Genomic DNA, 18315 nt, shown 5'->3' on the forward strand with positions numbered 1-18315 from the left:
ATAAAGGGAGGACTTATTTAATGAAAACCGCAGAAATTAATAATTATGCCGAGCAGGTAATGGCAGAATTTAAGTTGCCGAGTCTAGGAGTTGGAATTTATCATCATGGGGAGACCTTTAGCCACGTCTATGGTGACGGGCAAGAAGACACATTATATCCGCTTGCTTCAATTTCCAAGACCTTTTTTGCTACTGCGATTTGCAAATTAGCGGAATCAGGTAAGATTGACTTAGATCAACCTTTAAAAAAATATTGGCCAGCACTAAAATTAGCTGATCCATACACTACTGATCACATTACTTGGCGCGACGCATTAAGCCATCAGAGTGGTTTGCCAGCACATGACTTAATGCGGTTTACAAATTGTAATCAGCAAGATTTAACTTTAGCTCAAAAAGTGGCAGCAATAGGACACTTGGAGCCTAACCATGAGTTGCGCGTTGAAATGCAGTATAGTAATTTGATTTTCGCAGTTGCTACTTATGTAATGGAGCAAGTAATTAACGATAGCTATGGTTCCTATATTTGTAAGAATTTATTAGAACCATTAAACTTACATGACACTTACATAAATCATCATGAATGTGATGCTACTAGAATTGCCAAGCCTTATCTGCTTGATCATGGCAAGTTGATGCAGGTACCATTTATTGCTCCAGGTAAAGTTGGTGGGGCCAGCAGTATGCTTGCTAGCATTAGTGATTTACTGAAATGGGGACAGTTCCAATTAAAAACCGCGCAAACAGGTAAAGGCATTACCATGCAGCGTTATGAACCGCAATCGATTATGCAACCGGATCGCAGCTATGGCGGTGCTAACTTTGCTAATTACGGCTTAGGGATGATGATGGAAGATTATCGTGGTTACAAATACTTTTTCCACAGTGGTTCTTATATTGGCTATTGTTCTTTTCTAGGTTTTGTACCTGAACTTGATCTAGCTTTTGTCTTTACTATGAACATGGATTCAACTGATGCGATTTTTGCTTTGGCTTACCAAACTATTGACGCAGTAATTGGCCAGCAGGATAAAGATTGGATTAAAGAAGCTTCAGACTATATGAAGCAGCGTTCTCTAACTAAGCGAGCTAAGTTTGACAAGCATAGAGGCGCCAATCCTCAATCTGTTCCAGCAGATGCCGATTTGTTAGGTGATTATCAGAATGATGGCTATGGTATCGTGACCATTAGCAGCGAAAATGATCAGCTAATGGCGACGATTGGCAAATGGAAATTCCCAATTATCCAAAATGAGCGGGGCGAGAAATTTGTCGAATTGGCAGTTGATGATGAACTTTTGGCAATCAACTTTACCAATCATGGTTTGGAACTGATGACTGAACCGGCGCTGAAGCATCCGACTGCTTTTGTGAAAGAATAAAATAAGTCCAAGCAATGTATTTAATTGCTTGGACTTATTTGGGCTGTACACTTTATCCTGTTGATGAGTACCTTGTGGTATCTTATTAACAGGATATTTTTTTGCAAAAAAAGAGGCCATAGCGCCTCACTTATAAGTTGCTATTTCAAATGAATTAATCAATTTTTTGTGTTTGTGACTATTCAGCAGTTAATTTAATTTCCTGCAAATCTGTATTTAAAATTTCGCCTTTTACTAAATCCGCAGTAACTTTAGTTATTTGACCAGAGTCTTCATCTGCAGTAGTACCAAGTATTTCGTTAATGTCATCTTCTCCGTTATTAGATATTAAGTTACCACTACCTTGTAATGCAGTTATTTCATATCTACCTGGCTTAATGTCCTTGCCAACTTCCCAGTGTCCTGCTCCTAAAGTTGTTTGGAATTTCCGCTTGTTAGGTGTTGGAACAAATTTTGTAGATTGGATACTTTCAATTTTGATTTTTTCATCTTTAGTTAGATCAACAGTATACGAAGTAATTTGTTCCATATCATTATCGACTGTAGTTCCTAAAATTACATTAATTTCTTCGTCATTTGATTCGTTATCAGATGATAAATTACCACTCCCTGAAGCTGCCGTAATGGTATATCTACCTGGTTCAATATCTCTACCAACTGTATAAGTTCCAGCACCTAGAGTAACAAGTTTTGCAGTATTTTTCTCAACAACTGCTTTTTTAGGCTTAGAAAAAGTTGTTTTCTTTGATTGTTGAGTAGTTTTACTTGATGAATTATCATTTGAGTTTGATGATTCATCATCTGAACCTGAAGACATACCGCCAATAATACAAAATACAACAACTACTATTAAAACCCAAACCCAAAAGCGCTTATACCAAGGCTTCTTTTGAACATAGGTAATCCCATCTTTATCTTTTATTTCTTTAGCCATTATTATTTCTCCTTAAAACATAATTAATAGTCGACTATATATTTATTTTAGCAAATATAAGTATTAATTAATACCTCCATTTGCTTAAATAACAAATGATTATGTTTCTGGTTTTATGTGGCAAGTGGCAAAATGTTATCGCTCTTTTGCTGCATAAATTTAGACTATTTTCAAATTCTGACAAAGATAAAATTAAATAAAAACCACACTGAATCTAATATGAACTCCAAAATTTAGATAAATTAATTTCAAAGTAAAGGCTAAAAGGTTATTACCCACAAAAAGTTGACATTCAGGTTAACTATATGCCGCTTGCTTTGGTACCATATTACTGAGGTGATGTTATGTAAAGTCAAATACATTTCAGAATGATCATCTGGTGGTTAATCGTAAACCAGAAATAGACTTACATATCAAACCTGATTGGTTAATATGATGGTGAATATGTGGATTTTATTGATACAGGCTCACATGCAGACTTATTTAAGTAAAGCAATTTTGCAAAAAGCTAGGTTGCTTTTTTGATTGGAAAGTACACCTACTACAAATACTGGTTTACCAGCAACAAAGAGCTTATGAACCTTTAAAACTCATTTTATAACAAAAATACCACTCGAATTAACGAGTGGTATTTTTGTTATAAAATAAGTTATTAGTCCAAATTCAGTCCAGTAATTTAAAGAAACCTTTTAATACCGAAGCTAAATTAGATACTTAAATGATCCGGGTGAGATTCGAACCCACGACCCACGGTTTAGAAGACCGTTGCTCTATCCAGCTGAGCTACCAGACCATCGTATGTTTGTTTGTTCTTCACAGAACATTAACTATTATAGAGAAAAGTTCTGTTAAATGCAACCGTAAATTTCTAATTTGTTTTTTGACTTGCTCGTAAAATCACGTTTTGCAAATTTATTGTTAGTTCAGTTTGCTAAATATTTTTTAAAATCGGCTAATTTATGTGCTAGCTCAACAAAGTCTAGTTTGATTAAAATTCGTAAAAGTTTCTCTTTAGTATTGGTAAAGGACTGATTAATTTGTCTAAATATCTTTACTTCATAAGTATTCTATTCATATGTTATGCTGTACCAGTATAAGTTTTTATGTATTGGTCTATTTATTTGTGTGTTGAATAGGCTAGTAATAATATAGAAAGGAAATTTTAATGCTCGGAAAAAATAATTATAACGAACGTTTGAGAAAGATGGAGATGCAGGCTAAACAAGACCGCTTCTCAATTCGAAAACTTTCTATTGGGGCTGCTTCTGTTCTACTTGGTTTTAGTTTTCTTGGACTAAATGCCAATAAGGTAGAGGCTGATACAGTTAGTGCTGATACCACTAACACAATCAAGGCTCAAGACGAGCAATCTGCTGAAGCAAAACCAGCCAAGCAGGCTGCCAAAACAGATTTGTCCACTTATGAAGGTTTATCTGCATTTTTAAAGTCAGATGATCAAACTGGTGCTGCCAAGGATAAAGATACCAATCCTGCAGCAGCTAAGAATCCAGAAAAGCCGCTTTCTGATGGAGATGCTGACCAAAATCAGGATCATCATGATGCTACTAAACCAGACGATGAGGAGCAACCAGACGACGAGGACCCTGAAGGACCCAGTCAGACTGCTCAACAAAAGCCAGATGAAGCTTCTAAACCAGTAACTACTGATCCTGAAAATACTAATTCTTCAATCACTGATGATAGTCAAGCTGCAACTGATCAAAAACCAGCGGTTATCGTTACTGACGATGCTCAAATTACACCGCAGGCTAGCGATGGTCATGTACCAGATCTATTTACTCCTTCTAATGGTAGTGGTAATTGTAAAGTTGACCGTAATAGTGTGATATCTAAGACTGAAGATAAAGAAGTTGATGTCTATGATTGGCAAGATCTAGTTGATGCCTTTTATAATAGCAAAATTAATACTATTAATGTGGCAGCTGATATTCAAGCACCAACTAATATTAATAGTGCGACCAGGTTAATGATTCCAGCAAGAAAATTAGTTGTACGGGCTAAAGATTCCGATGAAAATGATCCTAGTAGTGCCCGTCATATTATCGACTTTCAGATGTTTGAACCAGGAACTTATGATGGTAGCGCAACTGCTCTAGATATTACTTACCAAAACTTAGATATCTATAGTCGAACTTTTTATGGAATTATCAATACTAGCAAAGATAAGTATTCTAAAGTTAACATCAAAAATGTCAACTTTATTGGTTCACAAATGCTCTATGTTGGTCAGCATACTGAAGCTAGGTTTTCAGGCACCAATCATGCGGAAACTGTGTCAACTTATACTAATCCGCTAAATGAGAATGATACAACATCTTATACGATGCAAGCTGATAATCAACAATTATTCCAATTTAGTGATCGAGGGGGACGATTAACTTTCGCCGCTGGATCTACTTTTACTGGAACCACTTATATGGGTGATGTTATTGAAATGCAAGGTGGTGCATCAGGTACTGATACAATTAATATCAATGGTGAGAATGTTTCACTTGCTGCTGATAATGAAATTATCATTGAAAAAGGTGCACAGGTAAAGCTTAATCCAGCAGGAGCTACTGATGTCCCTAGAAATGCTAATGGCGGAGAAAACAATGCTGTTCCAACAGGTATTGCGGTTATTAGTGGTCAAGGTAGTGTTTTAGTTCAAGATGGTGGTCACCTAGAGATTGATGTTGGTGGCTCTGAATATGATGGTGCTAACTTAAATAATCGTCGTGCTAAAGCAATTATCTTAAATGGTAGTGGTTCATCAATGACCCTTGCTGATAATGCTTCAGTAGTAGTTAATACCAACGGTAACATTAGTGATCGTAACCAAAACAGTAGTGGTGCGGGCGTTTTAATCTCTGTTGGTGGTAACTTATCTACTGGTGACAAGGCGAAATTTATTGTTAATGGTTCTAATATGGGAACCTATAGTGGCACCTTAGTCAGCATCGGTGGTTCTGCTGATATTACTGGTACTGATTTTGAAATTAAATTGGATAATGCTAGTTCAGGTACTGGCAATTTAACTTTATTTAGTGCAGGTAAAAATACAGTAGTTAGTAACCCAGAGGACTTCCTATTAGATGCTGGTGCTAATGTTAGTGCTGCCTTAGTTCCAAGTGGTAGTTTTACCCTGAATTCAGTTCGACTGCGCCATCCCGATGGCAGTGTATCAGATCCATTTAGAATTTTTGGTTTTCATGGTATTGGCGGCGGTAAGCTAAAGGCTGATGAAGCTAATATTGAAGGGATGACGGTTGAGCAAGAACAGGACAATATTACTCGAATTAACAATCCCGATGGTGTGCGTCGTCTGGAATTCCTCGCTGCCAACATGGATGGTTTTGTGACTATTGATCCAATCGATCCAATCTCGCTTGCTGACATCGTAATTGATCAAGATGGTAACGAAATTATTACTGGTTACGCTAATCAAGCCGATGCCTTAATTTCGGTAGCCATGCCTAATCCTGCTGATGATGCTAAAATTAATAATCAAATCGACAGTCCTTATCATAAAGAGCAAGAAGCTGGCATCAAGTATGCTGCGCAATCAAGTACGACTGCTGAAGCTAGTGGAAATCATGCGGGTAAGTACAAGTTTACGATAACTATTCCAGCGGAATTATTACCTAAGGATAATGGTACTACGCCGCAAATGGCTACTTTAAGTGCTAACAAGGACTTCGTTGAAGGTGATCCATCACTGCCTGAAGAAGAACGGCAAAATCCACAACAAGCTAAGCTGTTAACCCCTAGTGATATTGCAAGTGCTTTAGATCAACAAAAAGATAGTGCAGCCAAGGAAATTCAATCTACTGCAAGTAAAGCTAGAGAAACAATTAATGGTGTCTTTGGTGATGACACCGCGGCTGCTAAGCCATATCTTGACGAGATTGATAGCATTGTTAATGCTTCAACTAACAAGGAAGCTGGAGCAGACGATCCTGATAGTGTCTATGTTCCAAACGATATGAGCGCGGTAACAAGCCGTAAAGATACTGCAATTAACAAGATTCAAGATCAAGTTAAACAGGCTCGGAAAGCTAACCAAACTGCGACTATTAACGCTGCTAAGCAACAAGTCAAAGACTGGGCTGATAAGGGAAATGAACTATTAGGTTATCAAGCAGGTGCTGCAGGCGATCCAGATATTGCTAAGGCACTTGATGATGCTAACCAAGCGATTGAAGCGGCTGCTAATGATGAAAACGGCGATCTTGACCAGGCAATTACTAATGGTCAAAACGCAATTTTAGCTGCTTACAAGCAAGCTGCTAAGAAGCAGATTGATAATGACTTTACTAATAAGAATAACTTAGTCAATAATTCTTTAGCGTTATCTAAAGACCAAAAAACCAAGTATAGTCAAGAATTAGCTGATGCTAAGGATGCGGACGAAGCAACTATTGACGCAGTAGATAATTTAAATCCAGATCAGACTAAACCTGCAGGTACATTACAATCAGTTTATGATCCAATTGAGGCTGTTTCAGATTTGCGTCGTTATAAGAATCAGCTCAAGCAAAAGTATCCGGATAACACAGAATTAAATCAGGCGTTAGAAACTACTTCTAAACAATGGGAAGACCAAATTGACGCTGATAAGCAAGATCCTGCTAAGTGGAACGATGATTTAGCTAAGGGTAAGGATGCCTTAAAGCAATTGGTTGCCAAGGAATTTGCTTCAGATTTGCAAACTGAACTTGATGCTGATAAGGACAAGTTAAGCGATTTAGCAGCCGATAATGAAGCTGTCAATCATGCTATTCAAGCAGCGCAGGATGCGATTGACGATATTGCTAATGCTAATGACGACGCTGAGGCTAATCAAAAGCATGATACGGCTCAAAAAGCACTGGACAAGTTGAATTCGATTATTGAACTACAAGCTGAAGCTAAAGCTCAAAAGCAACAATATGGTGAAACTTATCCAACTACTGGTGTATCTGGTAACGAGGCTGCGGCAAACAAACCAATTATTAATGATATTAATCAGGGTATTGATAATGCCTTAAATGCTGCTATTAACAACGTTACTGCTGCATCTGATGATGACTTAGCTAATGTAACTAACCAAGGTGTAGTTGACATTGATAAGGTTGGTGCGCAAAAACAATTAGCGCAGAAAGCCCAAGCTGTTGAACAGCAATTGAACGCCCTCAGTGGTCACGGTCTTAGTGCGACTGAAATTGATGAGCAAGTTCAAGCGGCCAAGGATTTAGTTGCTAATGAAGCTAATACTGGTTATAGTGATGCGATTACTGCTGCGACTAGCCAAGATGATGTTTCAGGCAATCTAACTGATGGTTTGAATGCTCTAGATGACTTGCTCAATCAACAAAAATTGATTGCTAGTCAGAATGCTGCGATTACTGCCATTCAAAATGCACAAACAGAAGCTAATGCTACAATTGATGGAACTAATCTGAGCGATGAAGCCAAGGCTGCTGCTAAGAAGCAGATTAAGACCATTGCTGATAACGCAGTAAGTAAGATTAATAAAGATCAGACACCTGCAGCAGTAACGACTGATAAGAATAAAGCGTTAGAAAATATTCAAAATGTCGTTAATAATATTAACGACGACAATACTGTATTAACGACTGCCCAAACAAGTGCAATTTCTGATTTGCAAGCTGCAGCTAATCAGGCTAAGACTGACATTGATAATTTGCCAGCTGATCAACTAAGTGATAGCCAAAAGCAAGAATTTAAGCAAAAAGTTGATGATGACCTAGCTGATGCGATTGCTAATGTTAATAGTGCCGGTAATACTGATGATGTTGACGAAGCCAAGACCACTGGTAAGCAGAAGATTAATGCTGATCGTGATGCAGCTCAATTAGCAGCTGACAAGGCTAAGGCACTCCAAGATCTCGAGACTACCAAGGATAACGATACCGCTGCAATCAATAATCTATTAACTGACGGTAAGATTAATCAAGCAACAGCGGATAAAGCTAAGAACGATATTAAGGGTTATTATGATCATGCTGTAGCGGCAGTTAACAACGCCAAGGATTCTGAAACAGTCACAGATGAGAAGAATAACGGTATTGACGCTATGAATGGTGTCGTTACTACGGCTACTAACGATGCCGACGGTGCCATCAGTGCCGCTAAGACTGAAGCAACTGATAAGTTAGATACGTTAGCTAACCAAATTAAGCAAAATATTAAAAATAATCCTAATCTTGGTAATGATGAAAAAGACGACTTTATCGGTCAAGTTGACACTGCCCTGTCGACTGCTAAACAGAATATTGGTAAAGCAACTACGGTAGATGCTGTTAATAAGGCTGAAGGACGTGGCGAATCTGCTCTTAATGCTGTAGATGCTGCTGCCAAACTTCAAGGGACTAAGAATGATGCTCTGAAGGCTTTGCTTAATACTTATAATAAGGATAAGGGTCAAATTAATGCGATGACTAACATTGATTCTGATAAGAAGAATCAAATGCTTACTGAGCTGAAGGGTGATTATGATACTGCAGTTGGCAAGGTCAAAGACCCTCAGACTAATACCATCAATAAGGTACAAGCTGAAAAGCAGACTGGTATTACCAATATGGATGGTGTATTGACTAATGCTGGTAATTTAGATGGTGCGATTAGTGAAGCACAAGAAAAGTTAGAACAAGTTGCTAAAGATGCTAAAGATCGAATCGACAAGTCAGATTTAGCTGATAAAGAAGCTGCTAAGAATGCGATTGATGAAGCCCTTAACTCCGCTAAAGCAGATGTTGCTTCTAAGGATAATGTAACTGACATCAATCAGGCAGAGCAAGATGGCGAACAAGCAATTCTTGCTGCTGAACAAGACTCAACTCTCAAGGATGCTAAGGCAAAAGCTAAAGAAAAATTAGCACAATATGCTGAAACAGCTAAGGCTAAGATTCCAGCTAATTTGACTGAAGACCAGGCTAAGCAAGTTGAAACTGCGATTGATAATGCAGTCACTGACGCAAATCAGGCAATTGATGCTGCAACTTCAGAAACTGGCGTCAACAATCAAGAAGGTGCTGGCGAAGTGAATATTGACTCTGTTTTAGCTGATGCTAACTTACTAAGTGCTAAAGAAGAAGATAAACAGGACGTTCAAAACCACCTTGATCAAGCGGGCTTAACTGGTGATGCGTTAGAAGACGCTCAGCAAGTAGTTGAACAAGCTAAGCAAAATATTGATAATGCTACTTCAGTTGCTGCAGCCGATAAGCTGCGTGAAGATGCTATTAAAGCTATTGACAATATTAAGAAAAACCAAAATAATCAGGAATTAAATAATGCTAAAGATGCTGCGATTGCTGAACTTGATGCAGAACTGGGTGATGCAAATAGTGGCGTTTTAGCTGGTATTGCTGCTTTAGCTAAGCCAGCTGGTAACTTGACTCCTGAAGAAGTAACTCAATATCAAAATCAAGCTCAAAAAGCTCATGATGATGCAGTTAATAAAGTTAACAGTGCAGCTAATGCTACTGAAGTTAATAAGAATAAGGAAACAGGCATTAGTAAGATCGATCAAGCCTTAACTGACGCTAAATTGCAAGATAAGAAGAATCAGGCTAAGGCAGACCTTAATACTTATGCTGAAACTGCTAAGACGGCGATTGATGGTAAGGATCTTGACCAAAAGACTAAGGATAAGTTGAAGGGTCAAATTGATCAGGTTGTTGATGATATTAACAAAGATATTGATGCTGCAACTACTGGTTCTGCAATTAATACAGCGGAAAATGACGGCAAGCAGAAGATTGATAATGTCGCTAGTTCTGCTGATAATGCTGAGTTAAGCAGCGCACGTGAAAATGCACTTACCAATCTGCATGATAAGGCTAATACAGTACAGACTAGTCTTGATAATGCGTTAAACGATGGTAGCTTAACTTCAAGTCAATATCAAGATTTAACTAATGATCTTAATGATGCTGTTGCTAACGCAGAAGATGCCATCAATGCCGCTAATACAGTTACTGATATTAATCAAGAAGAACAAAACGGTGAAGATGCTATTGATGGCGTTTCAAGTGATGCCAATCTTGATAAAACCATGAATAAAGATTTAGCAGCGTTGCAAACTGCCGCTAATAACGCCAATGATAAGATTGATGAGTTAACTGGGTTTACTCCTGAACAGAAACAGGATATGAAGGATCAAGTTGAATCCGAACGTGCTAAGGCAGCCAAAAATGTGCGTGATCAGCGTAAAGCAAATTCTGCTAGTGGTATGAATCGTGCTAAGAATGATGGTATTACTGCGATTAACAATGTTACTAATGGTTTTGTTGATAAAAATACTGCCATTGAGAAGTTAAAGGATGAAGCACAAACTGCTAAGGATACTTTGCAAGCTGCGGCTACAAATCCAGAAGATCCTAATCATCCATTCTTAAATGATACTGAATTAGCTACTGCTAATACTGCGGTTGATACTGCACTTGATACTGCTATTTCTAATATCTTGGCAGCTGATCCAGCTGATATTGGCGAAAATGGTTCGGTCTTTAATGATGCCAAGGACCTAATTAGCAACTCAACTTTACCAGCACAATTGCAAGCAGAGAAGAACAAGCAGATTGCAGCAATTAATAAGTATGCAGCTGAAAAGACTGATTCTCTTGCTGACTTAACCGATTTAACTCCTGAACAAATAGCTGACTTGACTGCAGATCTTGAAACCGCTCGTAAGAAGACGGTTGATAAGATTAATGATGTAAGTTTGCCAGGTCAAGCTACTCCAGCAGATTTAGCTGACGCTAAGACGCAACTGACTAATATCGAAAAGGGTACTGTAACTGGTGAAACCATTGACTTTGGTGAAGCTGGAATTGACAAGATTGTTACTGCTGCAAATAATTCCGCTGCTTATAATCACAAGCAGGACAAAATTAAAGAGCTTGAAGACGCATATGAAAAGACGCAAGAGCGGATTAAGGATTCTGGCTTAACTCCTAATCAACAAAAAGACAAGCTTGAAGACGCAAAAACTGCTTTTAATGCTGCTAAGCAAAATATTATCGACGCAACCGGTGCTGATACTGCTGCAATTAGTGCGGCTGCAGACACTGCATTAACAAATGGTAAAACTGAACTTGATAAGATTGCTGGGTTAACTGAAGCAGAAGGTCAAAAGAGTGCTGCTCTTGATAAGTTAAAGGCTAAGCAAAATTCTGCAAAAGATATCATTAATCATTCGCAATTAACAGCTGAACAAAAGCAAGCAGCTCTTGCTGAAATTGATAAAGCTTATGAAATCGGTAAGACAAGTATTACTGACCTGTCTACTGTTGATAAAGAAGGTAATCAACTAGATTCTACGGCAATCAAGGCAGCAATTATTGCGGCTGAAACAACTGGTGAACATTTAATTGATGAGGTTATTAATAAGGAGTCGGGTAATAAGAATTATCAATGGTTTAATAACGAAATCGAAAATACAAAAGATTTGGCAGAAGATTTCGATAAGCTAACTGATAAGCAAAAAGCAGATAATCCCGAACTTGTTGCTGCTATTAATACTGCAATTACTGATCTGAATAAAGCTACTGATATTGGCAGTGCTAGTGATGCATACAGCCGCGGCAAGACTGCTTTGAATAAGCTTAATGCGATTGAAGAGGTTAAGCAGGCAGCACAAAATGCTAAAGATATCATTAATAACACGCAATTAACAGCTGAACAAAAGCAAACTGCTATTTCTGAGATTGATGACTATCAAACTGCTGCAATTAATGCAATTAATGCTGTTAACCAACCAGCTGGGGACGTTGACGGAATTGCTAATAATATCAAGGATGCGGTTATCACTGGTGAGAACAATATTAATAGTGTTCTCAGTCAAGTGACTGAGCAAGCTAGAAAAGAAGCTAAACAAGCTTTAACTGCTGCTTACAACAATGCTAAGCAAGAGTTGGGTAATGACAAGCATAGCAATCTTGATACCGCTTATAACAATGCTTTGGCTGCTTTAAATAGTGCCGATAAGGTTGAAAGTGTCAACCAAGCTAAAGATGATGGTATTAAGAACCTAGCAAACAGCGCACTTGATGATGCAGCAACTAATGCTAATACTACAATTGATCAAGCGTCTAACTTGTCAACTACCCAGAAAGATAAGCTAAAAGCAGATGTTGCAGCAGCTGTAGCTGCTGGTAATACTGCAATTGCAGCAGCTGGTAGTGATGCTGAGAAAGTTGATCAGGCACGTAAGGATGCTATTTCTGAGATTAATAAAATTACTACTAGTGCTAATGATCTTGATCAAGCAATAGATAAGGCTAAGCAAGCTCTTGAAGCTGCTCGTAATCAGGCTGGTGAAAAATTAGGTAGTGTAGTTGATGCATCTAAGCTAGATGATGATTTGGCAGATGCAGAGTCAAAACTTGATGGAATAACTAATTTAAATGAAATTGAGGAAATCAAGGATTCTGGTATCAAGCAAATTGCCAATGACTCTGTACAAGCAGCTGCTGATTATGTAACTAATAACTTAGGTGATCTTTCGGAATCACAGTTAAGTCAAATTAATGATGAAATTGCAACTGCTGTAGACGAAGGTAATAAGGCAATTGAAAGTGTTGGTAATAATGATATAGCTATTACTGCCGCTAGAGATAATGCGATTGATAAGATCTTAAGTATTAAGACAGATAGCGATCAATTGGCTACTGATGCAAATGATGCTAAAGCTGCAATCGATCAAGCCGCATCAGCAGCTAAAGCAGAAGTTGACAAGCTGGGCGAAGAATATACTCCAGAAGACAAGCAGAAGTTGAAGGAAGATATCGATCAAGCTGCGACTGGTGCTAAAGATAAGGTTGATAATACAACTAAGCCAGAAGATGTCGACAAGGCCAAGACGGATGGTATCAATAGTATTAACAATACTTTGGCCAAAGATAAGGCTAAGCATGAATTGCAAAGTGCGTACAATGATGCAATAAGTAAGTTGCCAGCAGGTGCGGATCATTCAGCACTTGATACAGCTTTGCAAGAAGCGCTAACTAATGTTGATAATGCAACAGATTCAGAAGGTATTGAAACAGCTAAGAATGATAGTATCAAGGAAATTGCCAAAGAAGCTGTTGCAGCAGTAGCCAATAATGCAATTGCTACAATTGATGGTCAAGCTAACTTGTCAGAAGCACAAAAAGATAATCTGAAGAATCAAGTTAATGCAGCCAAAGCTGAAGCAATCAAGGAAACTGAAGGAACCATTGATAAAGCCAACGGAACAGAAGCTGTGGGTAATGCGCGAGATGAAGCAATTAATGCGATCAACAATATTGGCACAAATGGAGCTGATTTGGGCGCAAGTGCAAGTGCTGCTAAAGACGAATTGCAAAGTGCATACAATGATGCGATAAGTGAGTTGCCAGAAGGAATGGATCATTCAGACTTAGATGATGCTTTGCAAGGTGCCTTAGCTAATATTGATAGTGCAACTAAGCCAGAAGTTATCGACAAAGCTAAGAATGATGGTATTAATAGTATTAACAATACTTTAGCCAAAGATAAGGCTAAGCATGAATTGCAAAGTGCCTATGAAGAAGCAATTATCGGCTTAGGTGATAATCCAAGTGATGAAGCTAAGAGACCACTTGATGATGATTTGAATAATGCTTTAGCTAATATTGATAGTGCAACAGATTCAGAAAGTATTGAAACAGCTAAGACCGATGGTATCAAGGAAATTGCCAAAGATGTAATCGATCAAGCCGCAACTGCAGCTAAAGCAGAAGTTGACAAGCTGGGCGAAGAATATACTCCAGAAGACAAGCAGAAGTTGAAGGGAGATATTGATCAAGCTGCAGCTAAAGCCAAAGCAGAAATTGATAATGCTCCAAACCAGGATGCAGTTGATCAAGCTAAGAATGATGGTATTAATAATATCAACGATACTTTGGCCAAAGATAAGGCTAAGCATGAATTAGAAACTGCGTATAATGATGCAGTAAGTAAGTTGCCAGCAGGAGCAGATCATTCAGACTTAGATGATGCTTTGCAAGGTGCCTTAGCTAATATTGATGGTGCAACAGATTCAGAAGGTATTGAAGCAGCTAAGACTGAAGGTATCAAGGAAATTGCCAAGGAAGCTGTTAAAGCTGTAGCTAACGATGCAATTGCCGCAATTAATGGTCAAGCTAACTTGTCAGAAGCGCAAAAAGATGATCTAAAGAATCGAATTAATGCAGCTAAAGATGAAGCAATCAAGGAAACTGACGGAACCATTGATAAAGCTGACGGAACAGAAGCTGTTGGTAAAGCACGAGATGAAGCAATTGACAAGATTAATGGCATTGGCACAATCGGGTCTGACCTAAACACTAATGTAAATAGTGCTAAGGAAGAATTGCAACATGCATACGATGATGCAGTAAATAATTTACCGACAGATGCAGATCAAGCAACTAAGGACAAATTAAAGCAAGACTTTGATAAAGCTAATGGTGCAATAGATCAAGCAACTTCTGAAGATAATATTGACAAGGCTAAGACCGACGGTATCAAGGAAATTGCCAAGGATGTAATTTCTGTAGCCGCAGATCAAACCAAAGCAGAAATTGATCAGTTAGGTGATGAATATAGTCCAGATGACAAGCAGAAGTTGAAGGAAGATATCGATCAAGCTGCAGATCAAGCCAAAGCAGAAGTTGACAAAGCTCCTAACAAGGATGCCGTTGAGCAAGCTAAGACAGATGGTATCAATAGTATTAACAATACTTTGGCCAAAGATAAGGCTAAGCATGAATTGCAAAGTGCGTACAATGATGCAATAAGTAAGTTGCCAGCAGGAGCAGATCAAGCAACTAAGGATAAATTAAAGCAAGACTTTGATAAAGCTAATGGTGCAATAGATCAAGCAACTTCTGAAGATAATATTGACAAGGCTAAGATCGACGGTATCAAGGAAATTGCCAAGGATGTAATTTCTGTAGCCGCAGATCAAGCTAAAGCAGAAATTGATCAGTTAGGTGATGAATATAATCCAGATGACAAGCAAAAACTAAAGGAAGATATCGATCAAGCTGCAGATCAAGCCAAAGCAGAAATTGATAAAGCTCCTAACAAGGATGCAGTTGATCAAGCTAAGAACGATGGTATCAATAGTATTAACAATACTTTGGCCAAAGATAAGGCTAAGCATGAATTGCAAAGTGCGTACAATGATGCAGTAAATAACTTGCCAGCAGGTGCGGATCATTTAAAGCTAGACACAACTTTGAACAATGCTTTAGCTAATATTGATAGTGCAACAGATTCAGAAGGTATTGAAACAGCTAAGAACAATGGTATTAAGCAAGTTGCCAAGGATGTTGTTGCAGCTGTAGCTAACAGTGCAATTGCTGCAATTGATGGTCAGACTAATTTGTCAGAAGCTCAAAAAAACGATCTAAAGAGTCAAATTAATGCAGCTAAAGATGAAGCAATCAAGGAAACAGAAGGAACCATAGATAAGGCTAAAGATACAGCTACTGTTGATAAAGCTAAAACTGATGCAATTGACAAGATCAACAGTATTGGCGCAAGTGGGACTGATTTGGATGCAAGTGTAAGTGCTGCTAAAGAAGAATTGCAAATTGCATACGAAGATGCAGTAAATAATTTACCGACAGGTGCAGATCAAGCAACTAAGGACAAATTAAAGCAAGACTTTGATAAAGCCAAAGGTGATATCGATAAGGCAACTAAGCCAGAAGATGTCGACAAGGCTAAGAATGATGGTATTAAGCAGGTTGCCAAGGATGCCGTTGAGGCAGAAGCTAACAGTGCAATTGCCGCGATCGATAGTCAGACTAATTTGTCGCAAGCACAGAAGGATGACTTAAAGGGTCAAATTAATGCAGCTAAAGCTGAAGCAATCAAGGAAACTGACGGAACCATTGATAAAGCTAACAGCAAGGATGAAGTTAATACAGCTAAGAATAATGCAATTAACAAGATCAAAGGCATAAGCACAAGTGGTAGTCAAATTAGTGATGCTAAAGATGCAATAGATCAAGCCGCAAATGCAGCTAAAGCAGAGGTTGATAAGCTAGGCGAAGAATATACTCCAGAAGACAAACAGAAGCTGAAGGCTGATATTGATATGGCTGCAACTAGTGCTAAAGGAAATGTTGACAAGGCTAAGAATAGTGACGAAGTAGATAAAGCTAAGATTGATGGCATCAATAGTATCAACGATACTTTGGCACTAGATAAGGCTAAGCATGAAGCGCAAAAAGAATTACAAAGTGCATACAACGATGCAATAGGTAAATTACCAGTAGGAGCAGATCATTCAGACCTAGATACAGCTTTGCAAGAAGCGCTAACTAATGTTGATAATGCAACAGATTCAGAAGGTATTGAAACAGCTAAGAATGATAGTATCAAGGAAATTGCCAAAGAAGCTGTTGCAGCAGTAGCCAATAATGCAATTGCCGCAATTGATGGTCAGACTAATTTGTCAGAAGCTCAAAAAGATGACTTCAAGGGTCAAATTAATGCAGCTAAAGCTGAAGCAATCAAGGAAACTGAAGGAACGATTGATCAGTCTAACGATGCAGTCGCTGTTGATAAAGCACGAGATGAAGCAATTGACAAGATTAATGGTATTAATGTAAGTGGAGCTAATTTAGCCAATACTATAAGTACAGCTAAGGACGAATTGCAAAGTGCATACAACGATGCAATAGGTAAATTACCGGCAGGAGCAGATCATTCAGCTCTTGATACAGCATTTGAAACAGCCAAAAATAACCTTGATCAAACAACTAAGCCAGAAGATATAACTAGTCTTAAAGACCAAGGTATCAAGCAAGTTGCTAAAGATGCAGTTGCAGCCGCTGCTAACCATGCTAAAGAGCAAATCGATAAAATGACTGATTACTCCAAGGATCAGCAAAAACAGTTGAAAGACGAAATTGATAAAATTGTTGCAGCTGCTAACGATTCAATTGATAAAGCAACTAATGCTGAAGATGTCACTACAGCACGTGATTACGCTATTGAAGAGATTGGTAAGGTTGCTAATGATCAAGATCGGATTAATGGAATCTTAGGTATTTATCCAACGCTTCCAGGAACTTCGGTTGCTCCAAATGAAAAACCTGAAGCAGCTAAAGAAGTTAAGTTGGTGCACAATGCTTATCTGTACAACGAAGCTGGTCAGCGTGCAAATGAAGTTGTCCTTAACCATGGTTCAATCGTCAAGACTTACGGTACTAAGCTAATTGACGGTCGTGAATTTTACATCCTGCATGATGGTGATAATGTTTACTACTTGGCAACTGGCAATGTACTCAGCACCAAGCGGACATTGACCCATAATTCGTATGTATACAATAAGTATGGCAAACGTGTTGGCAAGCAAGTTCTGCCAAAGGGTAGTGATATTGATACTTATGGTAGTGCAATTACTATTCGTGGTCAGAAATACTACGTCATTGGAAATGGCCAATACGTCAAGGCTGCCAATCTCGTTGCAACTCTTCAACCCAGGGTAGAAGCTGAGGTAGCACCGATTAGTATTGCTCCAGAGGCGGAGCAAAAAGCAGTGATGCATAATGCTTATATATATAATAAGGAAGGCAAACGTGCTAACCAAGTTGTTATCAAGGCTGGTTCTAAGGTAACTATAGTTGGCTTGACTGAGATTAATGGTCGTGAGTTCTATCAATTAGCTGATGGCAATTATCTGGCCGCAGGTAATATTAAGGGACAAAAACGGACATTATCTCATAATGCTTATGTTTATAGTCAATATGGTAATCGAATGGGTAAGCAGGTTCTTAAACGTCATAAGTCAATCACGACTTATGGTGATCCAATTTCCATTCATGGTAAGAAGTATTATATTATCGCTAATGGTAAGCATGTGAAAGCTGCTAACTTTTAAGTAAGATTAATACTAGTGAAAAACGTTTCGTAGAGATACGAAGCGTTTTTTTATATGGTCAAAGGGAGGAGTAATTGCAGGCAAAAAATTATTTTTCGGACGACCTT

3 protein-coding genes, 1 tRNA gene and 1 pseudogene are annotated in these 18315 nt (G+C 38.3%); 3 read left to right on the forward strand and 2 right to left on the reverse strand.

Annotated features, from left to right (window positions below; genetic code table 11):
* Positions 1 to 20 precede the first annotated feature (20 nt).
* Positions 21 to 1382, forward strand: a complete 1362-nt coding sequence (locus OZX56_RS03365; protein ID WP_277140180.1) for a serine hydrolase domain-containing protein — start codon at positions 21 to 23, stop codon at positions 1380 to 1382.
* A gap of 178 nt (positions 1383 to 1560) precedes the next feature.
* Here the strand turns inward: OZX56_RS03365 and OZX56_RS03370 are convergent, their stop codons facing one another.
* Positions 1561 to 2316 carry a hypothetical protein gene (locus tag OZX56_RS03370; RefSeq protein WP_277140181.1) on the reverse strand — a complete coding sequence of 252 codons (756 nt, stop codon included), beginning with the start codon at positions 2314 to 2316 and terminating at the stop codon, positions 1561 to 1563.
* Positions 2317 to 2683: 367 nt separating this feature from the next.
* Here OZX56_RS03370 and OZX56_RS09215 point away from each other — a divergent pair.
* A pseudogene (locus tag OZX56_RS09215) lies at positions 2684 to 2807 on the forward strand (type II toxin-antitoxin system mRNA interferase toxin, RelE/StbE family); the annotation flags it as partial.
* A gap of 228 nt (positions 2808 to 3035) precedes the next feature.
* Here OZX56_RS09215 and OZX56_RS03375 read toward each other — a convergent pair.
* A tRNA-Arg gene (locus tag OZX56_RS03375) sits at positions 3036 to 3109 on the reverse strand.
* Between the two features lie 372 nt (positions 3110 to 3481).
* Here OZX56_RS03375 and OZX56_RS03380 point away from each other — a divergent pair.
* A complete protein-coding gene (locus OZX56_RS03380) occupies positions 3482 to 18208 on the forward strand; it encodes a DUF1542 domain-containing protein (RefSeq protein WP_277140182.1) in 14727 nt (4908 codons plus the stop codon).
* The last annotated feature ends 107 nt before the right edge of the window (positions 18209 to 18315 follow it).

The organism is Lactobacillus sp. ESL0684 (genome assembly GCF_029392675.1).
GTDB lineage: Bacteria > Bacillota > Bacilli > Lactobacillales > Lactobacillaceae > Lactobacillus.